Below are 18091 nucleotides of genomic sequence, written 5' to 3'. Positions count from 1 at the left end.
TACGAGACGGCCCGTATAATTCCATCCTTTCAGTTAGGATGCTGGGGTTAACGTGAAGCAACTTTCAGGCTTGTTGCAACGCATGCAGAAAGAATTAAGTAAACCATTGCCAGAGAAAGCCGGCTTTCGGCCCATTACATTGTCGATGACGCTGACTGAAACCTCCTTATTACTGGCATGGCTGGCGTCACAGCCCTTGTACCCCCAATTTTACTGGCAGCACCGTCAGGATGATGAAGAGGCCGCCGTGTGTGGCCAGGCCTGTAACTTCAATAATATTGGAGAAGCAGAAACGTTTTTGCAGCAGCATACGACTGATAACCGTGTTCGTATCTGGGGGTTGAATGCTTTCGGGCAACAACAGCGGGACGGAGAGCAGATAGCGGGCTACCTGTTCTTGCCACGTATTGCGCTATTGCGGCAGGGTAATCTGTTGCAGGTGTGCGTTAACCTGTTCAGTGACACATCGTTGCAGGATGATGCGCATCAGGCTCTGGCGTTGATGCGCCAGCTTGCCCCATTACACGCCCTACCACCGCTATATGCGGTAATTAAGCACACGCAGCACCAACCTGATCGCCAGCAGTGGATCGACATGTTGCACCACGCGCTGGAAGACATTAACGCTGGCAAAATGGAAAAGGTAGTTCCTGCTCGGGCGACCACCCTGACGCTGGATACGCCGTTGCGGGCGACAACGTTTATGGCCGCCAGCCGTGCGGTCAATCATCGCTGTTATCACTTTATGCTGGCGTTTGATGCCCATCAGGCTTTTCTGGGTTCCAGCCCCGAACGTTTGTATCTCCGCCAGATAAATCAACTGGAAACAGAAGCCCTTGCCGGGACCGTGGCCAGTGATCGGGACGACAGGCGCGCGGCAGAACTGGCCGACTGGTTGATGAATGATGTGAAAAACCAGTGTGAAAACATGTTGGTGGTGGACGATATCTGCCAGCGCTTACGTCAGTCGGCACTGACGCTGGATGTAATGCGACCTGAGGTTGTTCGCTTGCGCAAAGTTCAGCATCTGCGACGGTCCATTCAGGTAACATTGCGTGAAGCCTCGGACCGTGTCTGCCTCCACCTGCTACAGCCCACTGCGGCGGTGGCAGGATTACCGCGAGTAGCAGCTCGACAATTCTTGGCGCAGCATGAGCCGTTTGACCGTCGTTGGTACGCTGGATCTGCCGGTTATCTTTCCCGTCAGCAGTCGGAGTTCTGTGTGGCGCTACGCTCGGCAGATATCGCGGAAAATATACTAACGCTGTATGCCGGCGCCGGTATTGTGGCTGGTTCTGATCCACAACAAGAGTGGCAGGAGCTGGAAAACAAGGCCGCTGGACTTAAATCGCTATTAGACGGTGATATGTCATAGTTTTGTTTTATGTTCGTTGTGCCAGTTGCTGGTTTATATCAAAGTCGATGGTACAGAAAAAAATATAATTATGACTACAACCCGCAACCAGAGTTGTTGAGACGATCATGTCCACAAATGTATTTAACCACCGCTGGGCTTCAGTGTTGTTCGAAGCGCTGACCCGTCACGGTGTACACCATGTCTGCATCGCGCCTGGCTCTCGATCTACGCCATTGACTCTTGCCGCCGCCAATCATCCGGCGTTGATTTGCCATACGCATTTTGATGAGCGTGGATTGGGACATCTGGCGTTAGGGCTGGCGAAGGCAGGACGTGAACCCGTCGCGATCGTTGTGACGTCGGGTACGGCAGCCGCCAACCTTTATCCGGCAGTGATAGAGGCGGGGTTGACCGGTGAACGGTTGGTCGTATTGACCGCCGATCGTCCGCCAGAGCTAATTGACTGCGGGGCAAATCAGGCTATTCGTCAAGCAGGCATGTTTGCTTCACATCCGCAGCAAACACTGAGCCTGCCCCGTCCGACACCCGATATTTCTGCCCGTTGGCTGGTATCTGCCGTTGATAACGCCCTGACATCACTTTCTTATGGCGCTGTGCATATCAATTGTCCATTTGCCGAACCACTCTATGGTGCTGATGACCCGGATATTTACCAGGATTGGCTGCAAACGCTGGGAGACTGGTGGCGGGATGGTTCCCCCTGGCTGCGGGCGGATACTGCGCCGGCCGGGTGTATTATGCAGCCGGACTGGCTGTCATGGCAGAAGAAACGCGGTGTGGTCATCGTTGGGCGAGTGCCGGCAGAGCAGGGTGAAAAAATTGCCCATTGGGCACAACAGCTTGGTTGGCCACTGATTGGCGATGTGCTCTCACAAAGCGGACAACCGTTGCCATGCGCAGATTTATGGTTGGCACACCCGCAGGCTGCGATTTTGCAACAGGCCGAACTGGTCGTGCAGTTTGGCGGTAGCCTGACCGGAAAACGGTTATTGCAGTGGCAGGCAGCGAGCCAGCCGCTGGAATACTGGCTGGTTGATCCATTATCGGGGCGTCTTGACCCGGCCCAACATCGTGGGCGGCGACTGGTGGCTGATATCGGTGTCTGGCTGACGGCCCATCCTTCTTCCGCTCAGGCTCCCTGGGCGAAAGCACTCGACGACTGTGTCGGGCGAGTACATCAGCAGGTGGTTTCTCGACTGACTTTCGGTTTTGGTGAGGCACAACTGGCGCACCGTGTTCCCGAATTGCTGCCTACAGATGGGCAATTTTTTGTGGGTAACAGCCTGACTGTGCGTCTGGTGGATGCTTTGGCGCAATTGCCGGCTGGATATCCGGTTTACAGTAACCGTGGGGCTAGCGGTATTGACGGTCTGATTTCTACGCTGGCTGGTGTGCAGCGGGCGAATGGTCGTCCGACACTGGGTATTATTGGCGATCTGTCGGCGCTTTATGATCTCAATGCGCTGGCGTTATTGCGTCAGGTGCCAGCATCCTTGGTGCTCATTGTGGTTAACAATAACGGTGGGCAGATATTTTCTCTGCTACCGACACCGCCAGAACAGCGGGAAATGTTTTACTGTATGCCGCAGCAGGTGGAGTTCGGCCATGCGGCGGCGATGTTTGGCTTGCGTTATGTACGAGCGGAGAACTGGCAGCAGGTAGAAGACGCGGTCACGCAAGGTTGGCAACAGTGCGACACTACCCTGTTGGAGGTGGTGGTAACACCAAAAGCGGGGGCTGAAACGTTGAGCCAGCTGCTTTCCGAGGTAGCATCATGGTAATACACTGCCAGAAAATTGGAGCGGCGCAGCCAGGACAACCGTGGCTGGTGTTTCTGCATGGGTTGCTTGGCAGCGGTGAAGACTGGCAAGCGCTACTGCCATTTTTGCAGGATCGTCCGGTGTTACTGGTGGATCTTCCCGGTCACGGTGCGTCTCGATGGGTCGCGGCGGACAGTTTTGCTACGGTCAGCCAACAGTTGCATGACCTGTTGGTTCAGCAATCGGTGACGGATTATTGGCTGCTGGGGTATTCGTTGGGTGGTCGTCTCGCCATGTATCACGCGTGCCAGCGTGATGACCCCGGGCTACGTGGATTACTGGTGGAGGGCGGGCATCCCGGTCTGGCCGATGTCGCACAGCGGGACGCGCGGCAACGGCATGATGCACACTGGGCGGCGCGTTTTCGCACCGAGCCGTTGCAGCAGGTATTACCGGACTGGTACACGCAGCCGGTATTTGCCGATCTGAACAAAATGCAGCGTGAGGCGCTGACTGAACGGCGCAGCCACAATCATGGCCCCGCCGTCGCGGGTATGCTGGAGGCAACTTCGTTGTCCCACCAGCCGTGGCTGGTGGACAAACTGCGCCAGCTTCGCGTGCCGTTTGGCTACCTGTGCGGCGACAGTGATAACCAATTTCAGGCGTTGGCAGCACAATATCAATTACCGCTCTTGAGCGTGGCCCATGCCGGTCATAACGCTCATCAGGCGAATCCGGCTGACTATGCCGCACGGATTCGTTGGTTTATTTCTCATCCCTCTAAGGAACAATGACTATGCTGTATCCCAGTGAAGAACTGCTTTATGCCCCAGTAGAATGGCATGATTGCAGCGGTGATTTTGTCGATATTCTTTATCACAAATCGGTTGATGGTATCGCTAAAATCACTATTAATCGCCCTCAGGTACGTAACGCTTTCCGTCCACAAACGGTGAAAGAGATGATGCAGGCGCTGGAAAACGCTCGTTATGACGACGGTATCGGCACTGTTATTCTGACGGGCGCCGGGGATAAAGCGTTTTGTTCTGGTGGCGACCAGAAAGTCCGTGGCGACTACGGTGGTTATCAGGATGACAGCGGTGTTCACCATCTGAATGTGCTGGATTTTCAGCGCCAGATTCGAACCTGCCCAAAACCCGTGGTGGCAATGGTCGCCGGTTACTCCATCGGTGGCGGGCATGTGCTGCATATGATGTGTGACCTGACCATTGCGGCTGAAAATGCCATTTTCGGCCAGACCGGTCCGCGAGTGGGATCGTTTGATGGTGGATGGGGGGCATCGTACATGGCGCGCATCGTCGGTCAGAAAAAAGCCCGTGAAATTTGGTTTCTGTGCCGTCAGTATGATGCGCAGCAAGCGCTGGACATGGGGCTGGTCAATACAGTGGTTCCGTTGGCTGAGCTGGAAAAAGAGACCGTGCGCTGGTGTCGTGAAATGCTGCAAAACAGTCCAATGGCGTTGCGTTGCCTGAAAGCGGCATTGAATGCGGACTGTGATGGTCAGGCCGGATTACAGGAATTGGCGGGTAACGCCACCATGCTGTTCTATATGACGGATGAAGGACAGGAAGGTCGTAACGCCTTCAACGAAAAACGGCAGCCTGACTTCAGCAAATTCCGGCGGAATCCATAATGCGTAAGGTAACTCTCTATCGTTACAGTGTGCCGATGGATGCCGGCGTCGTGCTGCGTAACCAGCGTCTGAAAACCCGTGACGGATTAATTGTCTGCCTGCAACAGGATGGACAGCAAGGCTGGGGTGAAATTGCGCCTCTGCCGCAGTTCAGTATCGAAACGCTGGCCGAAGCGGAAGCAGCAATTCTTGAGCAGTTACCGCGGTGGCTGGCCGGTGACAGTGTGTCTGACTCGTTACCGCCGTCTGTCGCTTTCGGACTGAGCTGTGCGTTGGCGGAGCTGTCGCAGCAGTTACCCATCGAGGCGGACTACCGTAAAGTGCCGTTGTGCAGCGGTGATCCGGACGAGTTATTTGCCATGTTGCAAGGGTTGCCGGGCGACAAAGTGGCCAAGGTCAAAGTCGGGTTGTATGAAGCGGTACGTGACGGCATGGTGGTCAGCGTATTGCTGGAGGCGTTGCCTGATCTCTCGTTGCGTTTGGATGCTAACCGTAGTTGGACACGGACCAAGGCTGATGGTTTTGCCCGTTATGTCTCCCCAGAACTGCGTTCACGGATTGCGTTTCTGGAAGAGCCTTGCAAAACCCGTGAAGAGTCTCGCGATTTTGCGCTGACAACCGGGATCAATATCGCCTGGGATGAAAGCGTGCGCGAGGCGGACTTTCAAGTGGAAGCTGAACCGGGCGTTAGCGCCATTATTATTAAGCCAACCCTGATTGGCAGTATCGCTCGCTGCCAGCAACTGGTACATCAGGCCCATCAGGCAGGATTAACGGCGGTCATCAGTTCCAGTATCGAATCTAGTCTGGGATTGACACAACTGGCGCGCCTGGCAGGGTGGCTAACGCCATTGACCATACCGGGACTCGACACACTGGATCTGATGCAGGCACAGATTGTCCGTCGTTGGCCTGATAGTGCGTTGCCGTTACTGGATGTCGGTCAACTGGACGTGGTATGGCAATCTTGAACGACTGGCCCTGGCACGTCTGGGCTGGTCTCTGTCCACAAGCGACGGCGTTGATCGTTGAGGATACGGACTGGAGCTGGCAGCAGTTGGCCGGGTATCTTGATGATCTCTCAGCTAATTTTGTGCAGCAGGGCGTTGTCCCAGGCTGTGGTGTGGCGCTGCGAGGAAAAAACAGCAGTGAGATGCTGTTGTGTTATCTGGCCTGCTTGCAATGTGGGGCGCGATTGTTGCCGCTCAATCCACAACTGCCTAATGTCTTGACCGATGAACTGTTGACCGCGCTGAATATCGATTTTGCGCTTTGCCTGAAAAACCAATCCTGGCCTGCTGGTATCAGGCGACTCCACCTAACAACATCAGTAGTACACCAACCGCCATCCAGGCTGGAGTGGCAATCGCAGCGATTTGCCACGATGACGCTAACGTCTGGATCGAGTGGCATGCCCAAAGCGGCGGTACATCACTATGCTGCGCATCTGGCCAGTGCGGAAGGTGTGTTACAACTGATGCCGTTCGGGCCGGGCGAGCGCTGGTTATTATCGTTACCGCTGTTTCATGTTTCCGGTCAGGGCATTGTCTGGCGTTGGCTGGTGGCTGGCGCGACGTTGGTGGTACGACCTTCCCGGCCATTACCAGCGGCATTGTGGGATTGTACCCATGCTTCGCTGGTGCCTACCCAACTGTGGCGTCTGTTGTCGCAGGACGAGAGACCGCAAACATTGAAAAACGTGTTGTTGGGCGGCGCGATGATCCCACCATCACTGACGCAGCAGGCCGAGGCACAAGGGATTCGCTGCTGGTGTGGCTATGGCCTGACCGAGCTGGCTTCCACTGTTTGTGCCAAGCGTGCGGATGGGCGTCCTGGTGTGGGGAGTGTATTGGCAGCTCGGGAAATCCGCTTGCTCAACGAAGAGGTTTTACTGCGCGGCAGCAGCCTGGCATCGGGCTACTGGCGCGATGGTCGGTTAATCCCGCTAACTGATGAGGATGGCTGGTTCCATACTCGAGATCGTGGCTGTCGGGAACAGGATGAGTGGCGTATTCTCGGGCGGTTGGATAATCAGTTTTTTAGTGCCGGAGAGGGGATCCAGCCTGAAGATGTGGAAGCGGTGCTGTTGCGACATCCTGCCGTTGAATATGCTTGTGTGGTGCCAGTGGATGATGAGGAGTTCGGCCATCGGCCAGTAGCCGTTGTGGCAGTGGCAGAAGAAGTGGCGCTGGAAAGTCTGCGTGATTGGTTGTCACCGCAGTTGGCCGGATTTCAACGCCCGATAGCTTACTACCACCTACCTCTGGAATTAAAAACCGGCGGCATTAAAATTTCCCGTCAGCAAGTGAAAACCTGGGTGCAGCGGCAACGAGTATCATGCGGCTGACACGGCGTATATTCATGTGGGCGAATATGCCGCTCTGAACGGCAATGACCCATAAATTCAGATAGCCTCGACGAGGCTATCGTGGCATGTTTTATGTGCGTTTAATCTACTGTTTTAAGGATTTTCATAATGAAAAAGTTCGTGATTGCCTGTGCAGGGAGCCTGCTGCTTGCCACAGCATCGGCTCAGGCCGTCAGTGTTTCTGGAGAAGCTGGCCGTGATTATGTGGGAGCTAGCGCCGGGTTTGGACTGCCAGTCCCTGGGCTGTCCGGAAATGTGGGTTGGGGACATAATAGCGATCACAGTAATGACTCCTACAGCCTGGGACTAGGTTACACATTTAGTCTGAGTAATGCCTCTTTGACCGTGGGAGCGAAAGGGGTGTATATGAACCAGAACCATTTTGACGATGGTTATGGTGTTGCGCTGGGCGGTGGGTTGCAGATACCGTTGAACAGTTCATTCTCGCTTTATGGTGAGGGTTATTATTCACCGGATGCGTTCTCCAGCCATGTTGATCATTATGTGGAAGCCAAAGCCGGGGTGCGTTGGCAGGTATTCCGTCCGTTGTCTGTTGATGTCGGTTATCGTTATATCAATATGGCGTCGGGTGAAAGTGATAATGATAATAAAGTTGCCGATACTGCATATGTGGGGCTGGGCCTGAGTTTTTAACGCAGTACAGCGAAGATTGCGAAAAAAAGGGAGGGCTAATTGCTCACCCTTTTTTTGTATCTGCCAACCAACTGAAGAGTAGTGGTTTTTTTACGGGGCACCATTCTCCCTGGTGTTTTCATCAATAATTAAAACAAGCGTTGTATTTGAACCGGTGACTTTTTAAAGTGACTGAAAACCATCATGGGGAATAACGAATGCTTAGGGTTGAGATGCTGTGTACGGGGGATGAAGTGCTGCATGGTCAGATTGTGGATACCAATGCGGCGTGGCTGGCGGACTATTTGTTCCAGCAGGGACTACCGATGTCGAGCCGTATGACGGTGGGAGATGATCTTGACGCGCTAGTCACCGCGCTGACCCAGCGGAGCCAGTTTGCCGATGTACTGATTGTCAACGGTGGACTGGGGCCGACCAGCGATGATTTGAGTTCACTTGCCGCGGCTACGGCTGCTGGTGAAACGCTGGTCGAACATCCAGAGTGGATTGCCCGAATGGAAGCGTTTTTTACCGAACGGAGCCGGGTAATGGCACCCAGCAACCGCAAGCAGGCACAGATCCCGGCTAGCGCCGAACTGGTGGATAATCCGGTGGGAACCGCTTGTGGCTTTGCCCTGACGCTAAATCAGTGCCTGATGTTTTTTACTCCGGGCGTGCCATCTGAATTTAAAGTGATGGTAGAACAACAAATTATGCCGCGATTGCGGCAGCGTTTTGAGGTGGCTGATGCGCCGTTGTGTCTGCGTTTAACCACTTTTGGTCGTTCTGAAAGTGATCTTGCCAACCAGTTGGATGGTTTGCCGTTGCCCGAAGGATCGGTGCTGGGTTATCGCTCGTCTATGCCGATTATTGAACTGAAGCTGACCGGGCCGGCGTCGCAGCGGCATGCGATGGAAACCGTATGGGAGCAGGTGCGTCAGGTTGCCGGTGAAAATATGGTTTTTGAAGGGACGGAAGGATTACCGGCACAGTTGGCTCGCCGGTTGGATGAGCGTCAACTGTGTGTGGCAGTCAGTGAGCAGTTTACCGCGGGATTGCTTAACTGGCAGTTGCAGTCAGCCAATGTCCCGTTGGCGGGAGGAGAGTTATTGACCACGAAAAGCCAGCCTGATCTGCCATTTCTGGCGGAGCAGACCCGCCAACTGGCTGCCCGTCATAACGCACCACTGGCACTACATATAGGGGCGTTACAGGATGATCGATTGTCAATGGCGTTACACACGCCGGACGGCACTTTTGCCCAGACCATTCAGTTTACTGTTCAGCGCCATAGTCTGAAAATCCATCAGGAAGTGGTAGCGATGCTGGCGATGAATATGATGCGTCGATGGTTAAATGGCTGGTCGGTATATGGTGGTCACGGTTGGATCACGGTGCTGGAGACGCTGTAAAGCAGTATCAGTGTTTGCTCGGAGGTCGGTGATAGGTCTTGATCTGGTGTAACTCCCGGCCCGCATGCTGAACCCGCCATTGCGGCGGGTTTTTATCGTCAAGGATTAGTACAGCATAGAGTACAGTTGGCGGCGATAGCGGGCAGCCAGCGCATCCCCAGTTCCTAATGCTGCCATGATGTCCATCAGGGTTTTACGTGCGCTACCGTCAGCGGCCGACAGATCTTTTTTCAGCACATTCATCAGCAATTCCAGGGCTTCTTCGTTGCGCCCGACCTGATGCAGTTGCAGTCCCAATTGCACCACCAACTCCGCATTATCCGGATCAGCATCCAACTGTTGTTGTAACAGCTGAATTTCCGGCGTATCTGCTGCCTGTTTCATCAATTCTATTTTTGCCACCAGACCGTGATAGCGGGAATCCTGATCCTGTAACGGGATTTTGGCCAGCACCGCTTCCGCGTCTTCAGCTCGATTAAGCTGAATCTGTACTTCAGCCAGCAGCAGCGCGATGTCGCTACGCTTTGGATCCAATTGCCAGGCGTGTTTCAGCAACGGCATCGCTTCCGGCAGTTTGCCTTCCTGAATCAATTGCTGGGCTTCAGCCGTTTTCAGATCTTCTTCTCTCGGCAGCACGCGTAGCAGCAATTCGCGGATAGCCTCTTCTGGCTGCGGTCCTTGTAAACCATCTACCGGCTGACCATCTTTAAATAAATACAGGGTAGGGATGGCACGTAACCCGAACTGGGCAGCCACGCGTTGTTCTGCATCACAGTCAACTTTGGCCAGCGTAAACTGGCCGGCATACTCGCGGGCCAGTTTGTCCAGCACCAGCCCCAGTTCCTGACAGTGCTGGCTATGGGCAGACCAGAAATAAAACAGCACCGGCGCATTCATGGATTGTTCCAGCACCTGATGCAGATTGGTTTCGTTAATTTCAATAACGTTGGCGTGTTGTTCTGGCATGGAATTCTCTCTTATCCGTTTCAATTAGTTATGGGGGACAAATGCCACCATTTCAAGCCCGTATCAGGAACGGGTGCGTAACAGGTGATCCAGCGCACGTCCGGGGAGCAAGCGCCGTAACCATGAAAGCGCATAGGCTATCAGCGTCACCGGATAACGTAACTTGGGGTGCGAGCTTTCCAGTGCATGCTGCAATTTGGGCAGCACGGCTTCTGGCGGTAAGGTAAAACGTCTGGCAATGCCGGGATTGGTCACCGGTTTGTCGGTTTGAGTCTGGCTGACATTGTCTGTGAAACGCGTAGCCAGTGGACCGGGTTCAATCAGTGATACGTGAAGGCCGCTGCCATACAACTCCATACGCAATGCATCAGACCAGGCTTCCAGCGCATATTTACTGGCAGCATAGGCACCGCGGCCAGGCGTTACTACCAATCCCATTACCGAGCTGGTCTGGATGATCCGTCCTTCGCCGTATGGCAGCATGGCGGGGAGCAACAGTTGTGTCAATTGATGGGTGCCGAACAGATTACTGGAAAACTGTTGTTCCAACTGCTGGCGTGAAAGGGTGCTGAGCGGTCCGTATAAGCCATAACCGGCGTTATTGAACAGCGCGTAAAGCCGGTTATCGGTCAAAGTTATCACCTGGGCCGCCGCCCGTTCCACGCTGTCTGGGTCATCCAGATCGAGTTCGATACCCTCCAGGCCCAGCGTAGTCATCCGGACAACATCTTCCGACCGCCGACAAGCAGCCAACACCCGATAACCGCGCTGTTGCAGATACTGCGCCGCAATCAGACCGATGCCGCTGGAACAGCCGGTAATTAAAACCGCTTTTTGCATAACTTTACCTAACTAAAAGCCCTAAATATCAGGAGCCGTGTTTAACTAATGGTTTGAGCTGTTTTGCCATCCAGTCAGCGATAAAAGGCTGCGCATCGCGGGTCGGATGAATACCGTCTTCCTGAATCCATTCCGGTTTCAGGTAAACCTGCTCCATAAAAAAGGGCAGCAAAGGAATAGTAAACCGTTTGGATAAACGAGGATAAACAGCGCTGAACGATTCGGTATAGCGTCGTCCGTAGTTGGTTGGCAAGCGGATTTGCATCAGCAATGGCTCTATTTTCGCTTCTTTGACCCATGTAATAATCCGCGCGAGATCCTTTTCCAGATTTTGTGGTGGAAAACCACGCAAGCCGTCGTTGCCGCCCAATTCTATCAGTACCCAGCGTGGTTGGTGTTGCCGTAGTAATGCCGGCAGTCGCGCCAGCCCCTGAGCAGCGGTATCACCGCTGATGCTGGCATTGATAATTTTTACACCATCTGGTGCGTTTTGCCATTTTTGATTCAGCAACGCGGGCCAGGCCGTGGCGGCCGGTATACGATAGCCAGCACTCAGGCTATCGCCCAGCACTAATAGCGTATTGGCCGCCAGAGCACGTACACTGAGTAATACCAGAAGCAAAAGGACGAGAAAATGCCAGCGGAAAACATTCTTGAAGTTCATCATCTTGGTAAACACGTTGGTCAAGGGGAACACCAGCTCTCAATCCTCACCGGAGTTGAGCTGGTTGTCAAACCTGCGCAGACGATTGCCTTGATTGGTGAGTCGGGTTCCGGTAAATCGACCCTGTTGGGTATTCTGGCCGGACTTGATGATGGTAGTGAAGGTGAAGTCTCGCTAATGGGGCAATCGCTGAACCAACTGGACGAGGAAGGGCGCGCCGCACTACGCGCCAAAGACGTCGGATTTGTGTTTCAATCCTTTATGCTGGTGCCGACGCTGAATGCGCTGGAGAATGTGCAATTGCCCGCCTTGTTGCGTGGGGAAAGTGACCGACAGAGTCGTGAGCAAGCTGAACAATTACTGCAACAACTGGGTTTGGGTGGCCGACTGCACCATCTGCCAGCTCAGCTTTCCGGCGGAGAACAACAACGGGTGGCGTTGGCGAGAGCGTTCAGCGGCCGTCCTGGCGTGCTGTTTGCCGATGAGCCGACCGGCAATCTGGATCGCAAAACCGGTGAACGCATCGCCGATCTGCTGTTTTCTCTCAACCGTGACTATGCAACCACCTTGATCTTGGTGACCCACGATGAACAACTGGCTGCGCGTTGTGAACGCCGCTTGCATCTGCTGGATGGAAAATTATGGGAGGAGGAATGATTTGGCGATGGTTCTGGCGTGAATGTCGTTCTCCTTCATTACTGATTGTCTGGCTGGCACTGACATTAGCGGTCGCCTGTGTGTTGGCGCTGGGTATGATCAGCGATCGGATGGAGAAAGGGCTGAATCAGCAGAGCCGGGATTTTCTGGCCGGTGATCGCGTGTTGCGTGCTTCGCATCCTGTGGACGAATCCTGGTTACAGTATGCCCGGCAGCAGGGCTTGACCGTCAGCCGACAGATTTCTTTCATGACTATGACCTACGCTGGAGACACGGCACAACTGGCACAGGTCAAGGCCGTTGATGGACGTTATCCGTTGTATGGTGAGTTACTGACTAAGCCACCACAATTGCGTGTGACACCTGGTTCGGTATTGGTCGCGCCACGATTGCTGGCATTACTGAATATTAAGGTCGGTGACTCACTGGATGTGGGTGATACCTCGTTGCGTATTGCCGGGGAGCTGATTCAGGAACCGGATGCGGGATTTAATCCCTTTCAGATGGCTCCCCGCATCCTGATGAATATGGCCGATGTGGAAAAGACCGGTGCCGTTCAGCCGGGCGGACGTATCACCTGGCGTTACATGTTTGCCGGTAATTCGCAACAAATCAGCCGATTGGGCGATTTTATCCAGCCGCAACTAAAGCCGGATCAACGCTGGTATGGCATGGAGGATTCGCCAGGCGCACTGAGCCAGTCCTTAAAACGTTCCCAACAATTCCTGTTGTTATCCGCGCTGCTGACGTTACTGCTGTCTATCGCCGCAGTGGCTGTCGCCATGAGTCATTATTGCCGCAGTCGTTATGATCTGGTGGCGATCCTGAAAACCCTGGGGGCCGGACGCCAGGCTTTGCGGCGGCTAATCATCGGGCAATGGTTGTCTGTACTTGCTCTGTCCGCCATCGGTGGCTGTCTGCTGGGGCTGCTTTTTGAAGCCGCGCTGGTAAAAATGCTGGCACCAGTGTTGCCTGCGGCGTTACCCCCCTCTGGGCTATGGCCGTGGGGATGGGCACTGGGTACGCTGGTTCTAATTTCACTGTTGGTGGGATTCCGCCCGTATCGGCTGTTATTGGCGACCCCGCCATTGCGGGTGCTGCGGCAGGATATTGTGGTTAACCTGTGGCCATTGCGCTACTATCTGCCCGTGGTGGCGGCCATTGTTGTCAGCCTGCTGATGTTGATTTCCGGTGGGAGTTCGCTGTTATGGTCTCTGCTGGGCGGGATGGCGGTGTTGTCGCTGCTGCTGGCCGCCATTGGCTGGGGTAGCCTGTTGCTGCTACGCCGCATAACGCTAAAACAGCTGGCGTTACGTTTGGCTATCAATCGTTTGTTGCGGCAGCCGTGGGCGACGGCCAGTCAACTGGCCGCGTTTTCCCTCTCTTTTATGCTGTTGGCGCTGTTACTGTTACTGCGTGGGGATTTGTTGGCGCGTTGGCAGCAGCAATTGCCGCCCGATAGCCCGAATTATTTTGTGCTGAATATCACGACGGAACAGGTGCCGACGGTTAAAACGTTTCTTGAACAACACCAGGTGACGCCGGGAATCTTTTATCCGATAGTCCGTGCCCGTCTGACGGAAATTAACGGGAAAGTGGCCACTGAACTGATCCGTGAGGATGCGCCAGGGGGCGAAACGGTTAACCGGGAGTTGAATTTGACCTGGCTACCGGTGTTACCGGATCACAATCCATTGCTGGCGGGGCGTTGGACATCGCAACCGGGTGAAGTCTCTGTGGAGCAGGGCGTAGCAAACCGGTTGGGTATCAAACTGGGTGATACGCTGACGTTTACCGGCGACACTCAGCCATTCAGCGCTAAAGTCACCAGTTTCCGTCAGGTGGACTGGGAAAGTATGCGCCCCAATTTTTTCTTTATTTTTCCGCCCGGCGTACTGGATAACCAGCCACAATCCTGGCTGACCAGTTTCCATCATGAGGATAATGACAATCTGATTACGCAACTGAACCGACGGTTTCCGACATTGAGTGTGCTGGATATTGGCACGATTCTGCGACAGGTCGGGCAGGTGTTGCAGCAAGTCAGTCAGGCGCTGGAGATTATGGTCGTGCTGGTGATTTTCTGCGGCGTTCTGCTGTTGTTGGCTCAGATTCAGGTGGGGATGCGTCAGCGCCGTCAGGAACTGATGGTCTATCGCACTCTCGGCGCAGGGCTGCGTCTGCTGCGCACCACGTTGTGGTGCGAATTCGCTGTATTGGGGCTGGTATCTGGTATCGCGGCGGCATTGGGTGCTGAAATGGCGTTGTGGTTATTGCAGCGCAAGGTCTTTGATTTTCCGTGGCAACCCAATCTGTGGTTGTGGGTCGGACTACCGCCACTCAGTGCGCTGCTGCTTTCTCTGTGTGGCGGTTGGTTGGGGCTGCGGTTGTTACGGGGTAAGGCGCTATTCCGACATTACTCGGCATGAATAGCGCATTATTGCCGCTATAGGCGCTTTGTCATCAAACCCAAACCTGCATTATCCTGATAATGCAGGTTAAATAATCAGCTTTGCCGCTTAGAAATCGACGCTGGCACGCAATACCACTTCCCGGGGTTCACCGATGGCAATCCGCAGGTTGTTGCCACTGGATGGATAATAGGTTTTATCAAACAGGTTTTTCAGGTTAAGTTGCCATTTCACTTTGTACCCTTTTACCGGCATGCTGTAAGACACGAAGGCATTGGCAACCGTGTAGGCATCCAGATAGAAACTGTTGGCGGCATCACCGGGACGACGCCCGACATAATGCGCACCGATGCCGGCCCGAAGATTGTCACCGGCATGCAGACCGAGTGTTCCGAAATCCTGCGTCAGAAACAGTGATGCGGTGTGGCGCGCCACGTTGGTCATTTCATTGCCTTGATTTTCTGGATCGGACGTAACGCGGGCATCGGTGTAAGCATAAGAACCGATCAGGCTCAGCGAGTTCGTCAGTTTCCCCGCCATATCCACTTCGATACCTTGAGAACGGACTTTACCGGCGGTACGGGTGACGGTTTCGCCGTCCACCAGTTCACTGACCATGACGTTGCGCTTCTGGATATCAAACAGGGCCAGATTCCCGGTGATGCGATTGGGGAGATCCAGTTTGGCACCGATTTCGTAAGATTTACCGTATTCTGGCGCCAGTGCACCAATTTGTGTGGACGTTGATGAGTTGGGCTTGAAGGATTCGCTATAGCTGACGTAGAGCGAAGAATAAGAGGTCAGGTTATAAATAATGCCGGTACGGGGTACCAGTCGGCTGTCTGAACTATCGGTGTTGGTGACAAATGGGCGGCCTTTCCCAGCCATGACATCGAAACTGTCATAGCGCACTCCACCCAACAACAGCCAGTGATCATTGAGGCGCATGGCATCCTGCATAAACACACCTGTGCTGTCTATATTTTCACGCTGGTCGCTGTCTGAATCACTGACGGTGGTCGATGCCGGTAACAGCCCATACACCGGGTCAAAGACGTTAAAACCACCTACCGCTGTGCTGCGAAGCATATCGCCACGGTATGTGCGATCTGCTTCGTGATCGACACCAAACAGCAACTGATGGTTCACCGATCCCCAGTCAATATCGCCGTTCAGGGTCAACTGTACTACTTGTGCCTGACTACGGGCGTTAGCAGTGGAATCCGCACGACGGGTTAACATGCCGGTATTGGCGTTGTATTTTGTGGCGCGGGCCTGATTATCATTGTAACGATTACGACTGTAAGAATAGGTCATGCTACTTTTCCAGCGGTCGCTGAGGGTGCGATCCACCTGAAACGTAATGGTGTCCTGATCACCCCGGGTGGCGTTATAGCTTTCATCAAAACGGCGCTCTCGCGGGGTATTGACCGGCTTGCCGGTGCGACTGTCGATAACGGTGCCACGGTCAAATGGGGTCAGATATTCCATGTGCTCATAGGCCACACGTATCGTGGTATTCTCGCCATACCACATTAACGACGGAGCAATAGTCGTCTGACGGTTACGGCCGAAATTACGCCAATAGTCCGTTTCATCATGGTCAACCAGCATACGGTACGCCAGGCCGGAAGTGCCTAACGGACCGGTGACGTCCAACTGACCGCCACCGCCATTAAAGCTGCTGCCCCAGCCCTCTACATGTGTTTTTTGCACCAGTTGTGGTTTTTTGCTGATGATATTGATCATCCCACCGGGGTCCCCCATGCCGTACAGCATTGACGCCGGTCCTTTTAGAACCTCGACCTGCTCCGTGGTAGGCGTGAAATTACGGGCCTGAATCGAGCGAACACCATCGCGTAGAATAGAACCGTCGCGGTTATCACCAAAACCGCGTTTCATCAGCGCATCCTGCGTACCGCCCAGTGTATTGGCCTGAGTGATGCCGCTGACGTTATATAGCGCCTCATCAATATTCCGCACCGCCTGATCCTGCAAAACCTGCTGCTGCACGACGTTAACCGCTTGCGGGACATCCAGAAGACGGCTTTCGGTGCGGGTTCCCGTTACCGTTTTGTGTGGCTGATAATCGCTTTCCGCTTGCTTATCGGTGCCGATTTCACTAGTGACGACCAATGTATCGTCCTGTGTTGTGGCTAGTGTGTAAAAAGGCAGCATGGTCAATAGCGGCCAGCCTCCGCGCGATAATCGCTTATTCATGTGGTAGATGACTCCAATAATTCCCTGAAAAACCAATAGGTAAGAACTGCTGATAAAGTTGTTTTAAGGTAAGCTGCGGATCGATATCGTTAAATAGATCGGGGTAGAGCGCTTTGGCGAACATCTCTACCATCACGACGTGATAAGGGCTGAGGTAAAAATTATGCCACATGCTCCAGGCCCGGCCGTTTTTCACCGCATCAAGCTGCGAGAGCAATGGATCTCGTTGGATCAATGTACTGAAGCTTGTCTGTGCCTGTTTTGCTGTAACCAACGGTCCGAGCATCAGACCTGAGTTGCCTTTTCCTCCGGGTCCAGCCATGCCAGTGGCAATATAGACGTCGGGTTTGGCCGCCAGAACCTGTTCTGGACTGAGCTGACCATAAACGGTAGTGATAATGCCACTGGCGATATTGTCTCCGCCGGCAAAACGCAGCAGATCGCCAAGGTTGCCGCCTACTGCGGTGGTACAACAGGTATTGCGGCGACCAAGATGCAAATGCAGCATGACGGTGGTTCTCTTGCCGTGATACTGGCTGATGCGTTGACGAACTTTATCCATATGCTGTTGATAAAAACGGCCGAACGCCGCCGCTCGTTCTGGTTGGTTTAACACCTCTCCCAACAGGTGAATGCTGGGCAGGGTGTTATTGAGCAGATCGATTCGCAGATCGACGTAAATAAAGGGGATTCCGGCTTGATTCAGTACCTGTTGCAGTGTCTGTTCGTTGTCGGAACCTTTTGCCAGCCGCGGTAGAATGACCAGATCAGGTTTCAGCTGTAATAGCATTTCGGCATTAAGGGCATTGGGATTGCCATTACCTAATCGGGGAATGTTGGCTATTTCGGGGAATTTTTCTGTATAGAGCCGCCAGCTTTGCGCATCGTAGCGTGCCATATCGTTTGGCCATCCCACTATATGTTTGGCAGGATTTCCTGGTTCTATCAGCGCCAGCGTATAGAGCATCCGACTTTCACCCAGCACAATACGTTGTGGATTGTCGGGAATAGCAACCTGACGACCTAATATATCGGTAACGGTTTTCGCCAGCGACGGTGTGCTACAAAGCAGTGATGAAATCAGTAGTAGGATGATGCGCATCAGTGTTTCCCATAATAATCAGGATG

The 18091-nt window shown here is 53.8% G+C and carries 15 protein-coding genes; 10 read left to right on the top strand and 5 right to left on the bottom strand.

The window, feature by feature from the left end; genetic code table 11:
• Positions 1–52 precede the first annotated feature (52 nt).
• The 8 genes from menF (at position 53) to CWC46_RS18650 (ending at position 9205) form a co-directional block, all read left to right on the top strand.
• Positions 53–1375: an isochorismate synthase MenF gene (gene menF / locus CWC46_RS18685; protein ID WP_021015027.1), complete on the top strand. Its 1323-nt coding sequence runs from the start codon at positions 53–55 to the stop codon at positions 1373–1375.
• A 107-nt stretch (positions 1376–1482) separates the two neighbouring features.
• The gene (gene menD, locus CWC46_RS18680) at positions 1483–3159 is read left to right on the top strand and encodes a 2-succinyl-5-enolpyruvyl-6-hydroxy-3-cyclohexene-1-carboxylic-acid synthase (protein ID WP_021015028.1); all 1677 of its coding nucleotides are present in this window, start codon (positions 1483–1485) and stop codon (positions 3157–3159) included.
• Positions 3153–3932 (top strand): 2-succinyl-6-hydroxy-2,4-cyclohexadiene-1-carboxylate synthase, encoded by a 780-nt coding sequence (gene menH, locus CWC46_RS18675; protein WP_021015029.1) that lies wholly within the window; start codon positions 3153–3155, stop codon positions 3930–3932. Before menD ends, menH begins: the two co-directional genes overlap by 7 nt.
• A 2-nt stretch (positions 3933–3934) precedes the next feature.
• Positions 3935–4792: a 1,4-dihydroxy-2-naphthoyl-CoA synthase gene (gene menB, locus CWC46_RS18670; RefSeq protein ID WP_021015030.1), complete on the top strand. Its 858-nt coding sequence runs from the start codon at positions 3935–3937 to the stop codon at positions 4790–4792.
• Positions 4792–5763 carry an o-succinylbenzoate synthase gene (gene menC / locus CWC46_RS18665; protein ID WP_021015031.1) on the top strand — a complete coding sequence of 324 codons (972 nt, stop codon included), beginning with the start codon at positions 4792–4794 and terminating at the stop codon, positions 5761–5763. The genes menB and menC overlap by 1 nt, the downstream gene beginning before the upstream one ends.
• Positions 5751–7139, top strand: a complete 1389-nt coding sequence (gene menE / locus CWC46_RS18660; RefSeq protein WP_021015032.1) for an o-succinylbenzoate--CoA ligase — start codon at positions 5751–5753, stop codon at positions 7137–7139. The genes menC and menE overlap by 13 nt, the downstream gene beginning before the upstream one ends.
• Before the next feature lie 129 nt (positions 7140–7268).
• On the top strand, positions 7269–7814 hold the full coding sequence (locus CWC46_RS18655) for a YfaZ family outer membrane protein (protein ID WP_021015033.1): 546 nt from the start codon (positions 7269–7271) through the stop codon (positions 7812–7814).
• A gap of 197 nt (positions 7815–8011) precedes the next feature.
• Complete coding sequence (locus tag CWC46_RS18650; RefSeq protein WP_021015034.1) at positions 8012–9205, top strand: nicotinamide mononucleotide deamidase-related protein YfaY; 1194 nt, start codon at positions 8012–8014, stop codon at positions 9203–9205.
• A 105-nt stretch (positions 9206–9310) separates the two neighbouring features.
• Here the strand turns inward: CWC46_RS18650 and CWC46_RS18645 are convergent, their stop codons facing one another.
• The 3 genes from CWC46_RS18645 to tesA all read right to left on the bottom strand — a co-directional run bounded on the left by CWC46_RS18645 (position 9311) and on the right by tesA (position 11678).
• A complete protein-coding gene (locus tag CWC46_RS18645; RefSeq protein ID WP_021015035.1) occupies positions 9311–10171 on the bottom strand; it encodes a co-chaperone YbbN in 861 nt (286 codons plus the stop codon).
• A 63-nt stretch (positions 10172–10234) separates the two neighbouring features.
• Complete coding sequence (locus CWC46_RS18640) at positions 10235–11011, bottom strand: SDR family oxidoreductase (protein ID WP_021015036.1); 777 nt, start codon at positions 11009–11011, stop codon at positions 10235–10237.
• Between the two features lie 28 nt (positions 11012–11039).
• Positions 11040–11678, bottom strand: a complete 639-nt coding sequence (gene tesA, locus CWC46_RS18635; RefSeq protein WP_071790876.1) for a multifunctional acyl-CoA thioesterase I/protease I/lysophospholipase L1 — start codon at positions 11676–11678, stop codon at positions 11040–11042.
• On the opposite strand from tesA, the gene ybbA reads away from it, so the two are divergent.
• Both ybbA and ybbP read left to right on the top strand, forming a co-directional pair.
• The gene (gene ybbA, locus CWC46_RS18630) at positions 11646–12332 is read left to right on the top strand and encodes a putative ABC transporter ATP-binding protein YbbA (protein ID WP_021015038.1); all 687 of its coding nucleotides are present in this window, start codon (positions 11646–11648) and stop codon (positions 12330–12332) included. The genes tesA and ybbA overlap by 33 nt on opposite strands.
• The gene (gene ybbP, locus CWC46_RS18625; protein WP_021015039.1) at positions 12329–14761 is read left to right on the top strand and encodes a putative ABC transporter permease subunit YbbP; all 2433 of its coding nucleotides are present in this window, start codon (positions 12329–12331) and stop codon (positions 14759–14761) included. The genes ybbA and ybbP overlap by 4 nt, the downstream gene beginning before the upstream one ends.
• Before the next feature lie 90 nt (positions 14762–14851).
• Here ybbP and CWC46_RS18620 read toward each other — a convergent pair whose 3' ends face one another.
• Both CWC46_RS18620 and CWC46_RS18615 read right to left on the bottom strand, forming a co-directional pair.
• Positions 14852–16963: a TonB-dependent siderophore receptor gene (locus CWC46_RS18620; RefSeq protein WP_021015040.1), complete on the bottom strand. Its 2112-nt coding sequence runs from the start codon at positions 16961–16963 to the stop codon at positions 14852–14854.
• A complete protein-coding gene (locus CWC46_RS18615) occupies positions 16956–18065 on the bottom strand; it encodes an ABC transporter substrate-binding protein (protein WP_021015041.1) in 1110 nt (369 codons plus the stop codon). Before CWC46_RS18615 ends, CWC46_RS18620 begins: the two co-directional genes overlap by 8 nt.
• Positions 18066–18091: the final 26 nt, after the last annotated feature.

The sequence above is a fragment of the Prodigiosinella confusarubida genome (genome assembly GCF_002847015.1).
Taxonomy (GTDB): Bacteria; Pseudomonadota; Gammaproteobacteria; order Enterobacterales; family Enterobacteriaceae; genus Prodigiosinella; species Prodigiosinella aquatilis.
Note: the sequence above shows the minus strand (reverse complement) of the source record. Positions and strands in the feature narration are given on the sequence as shown.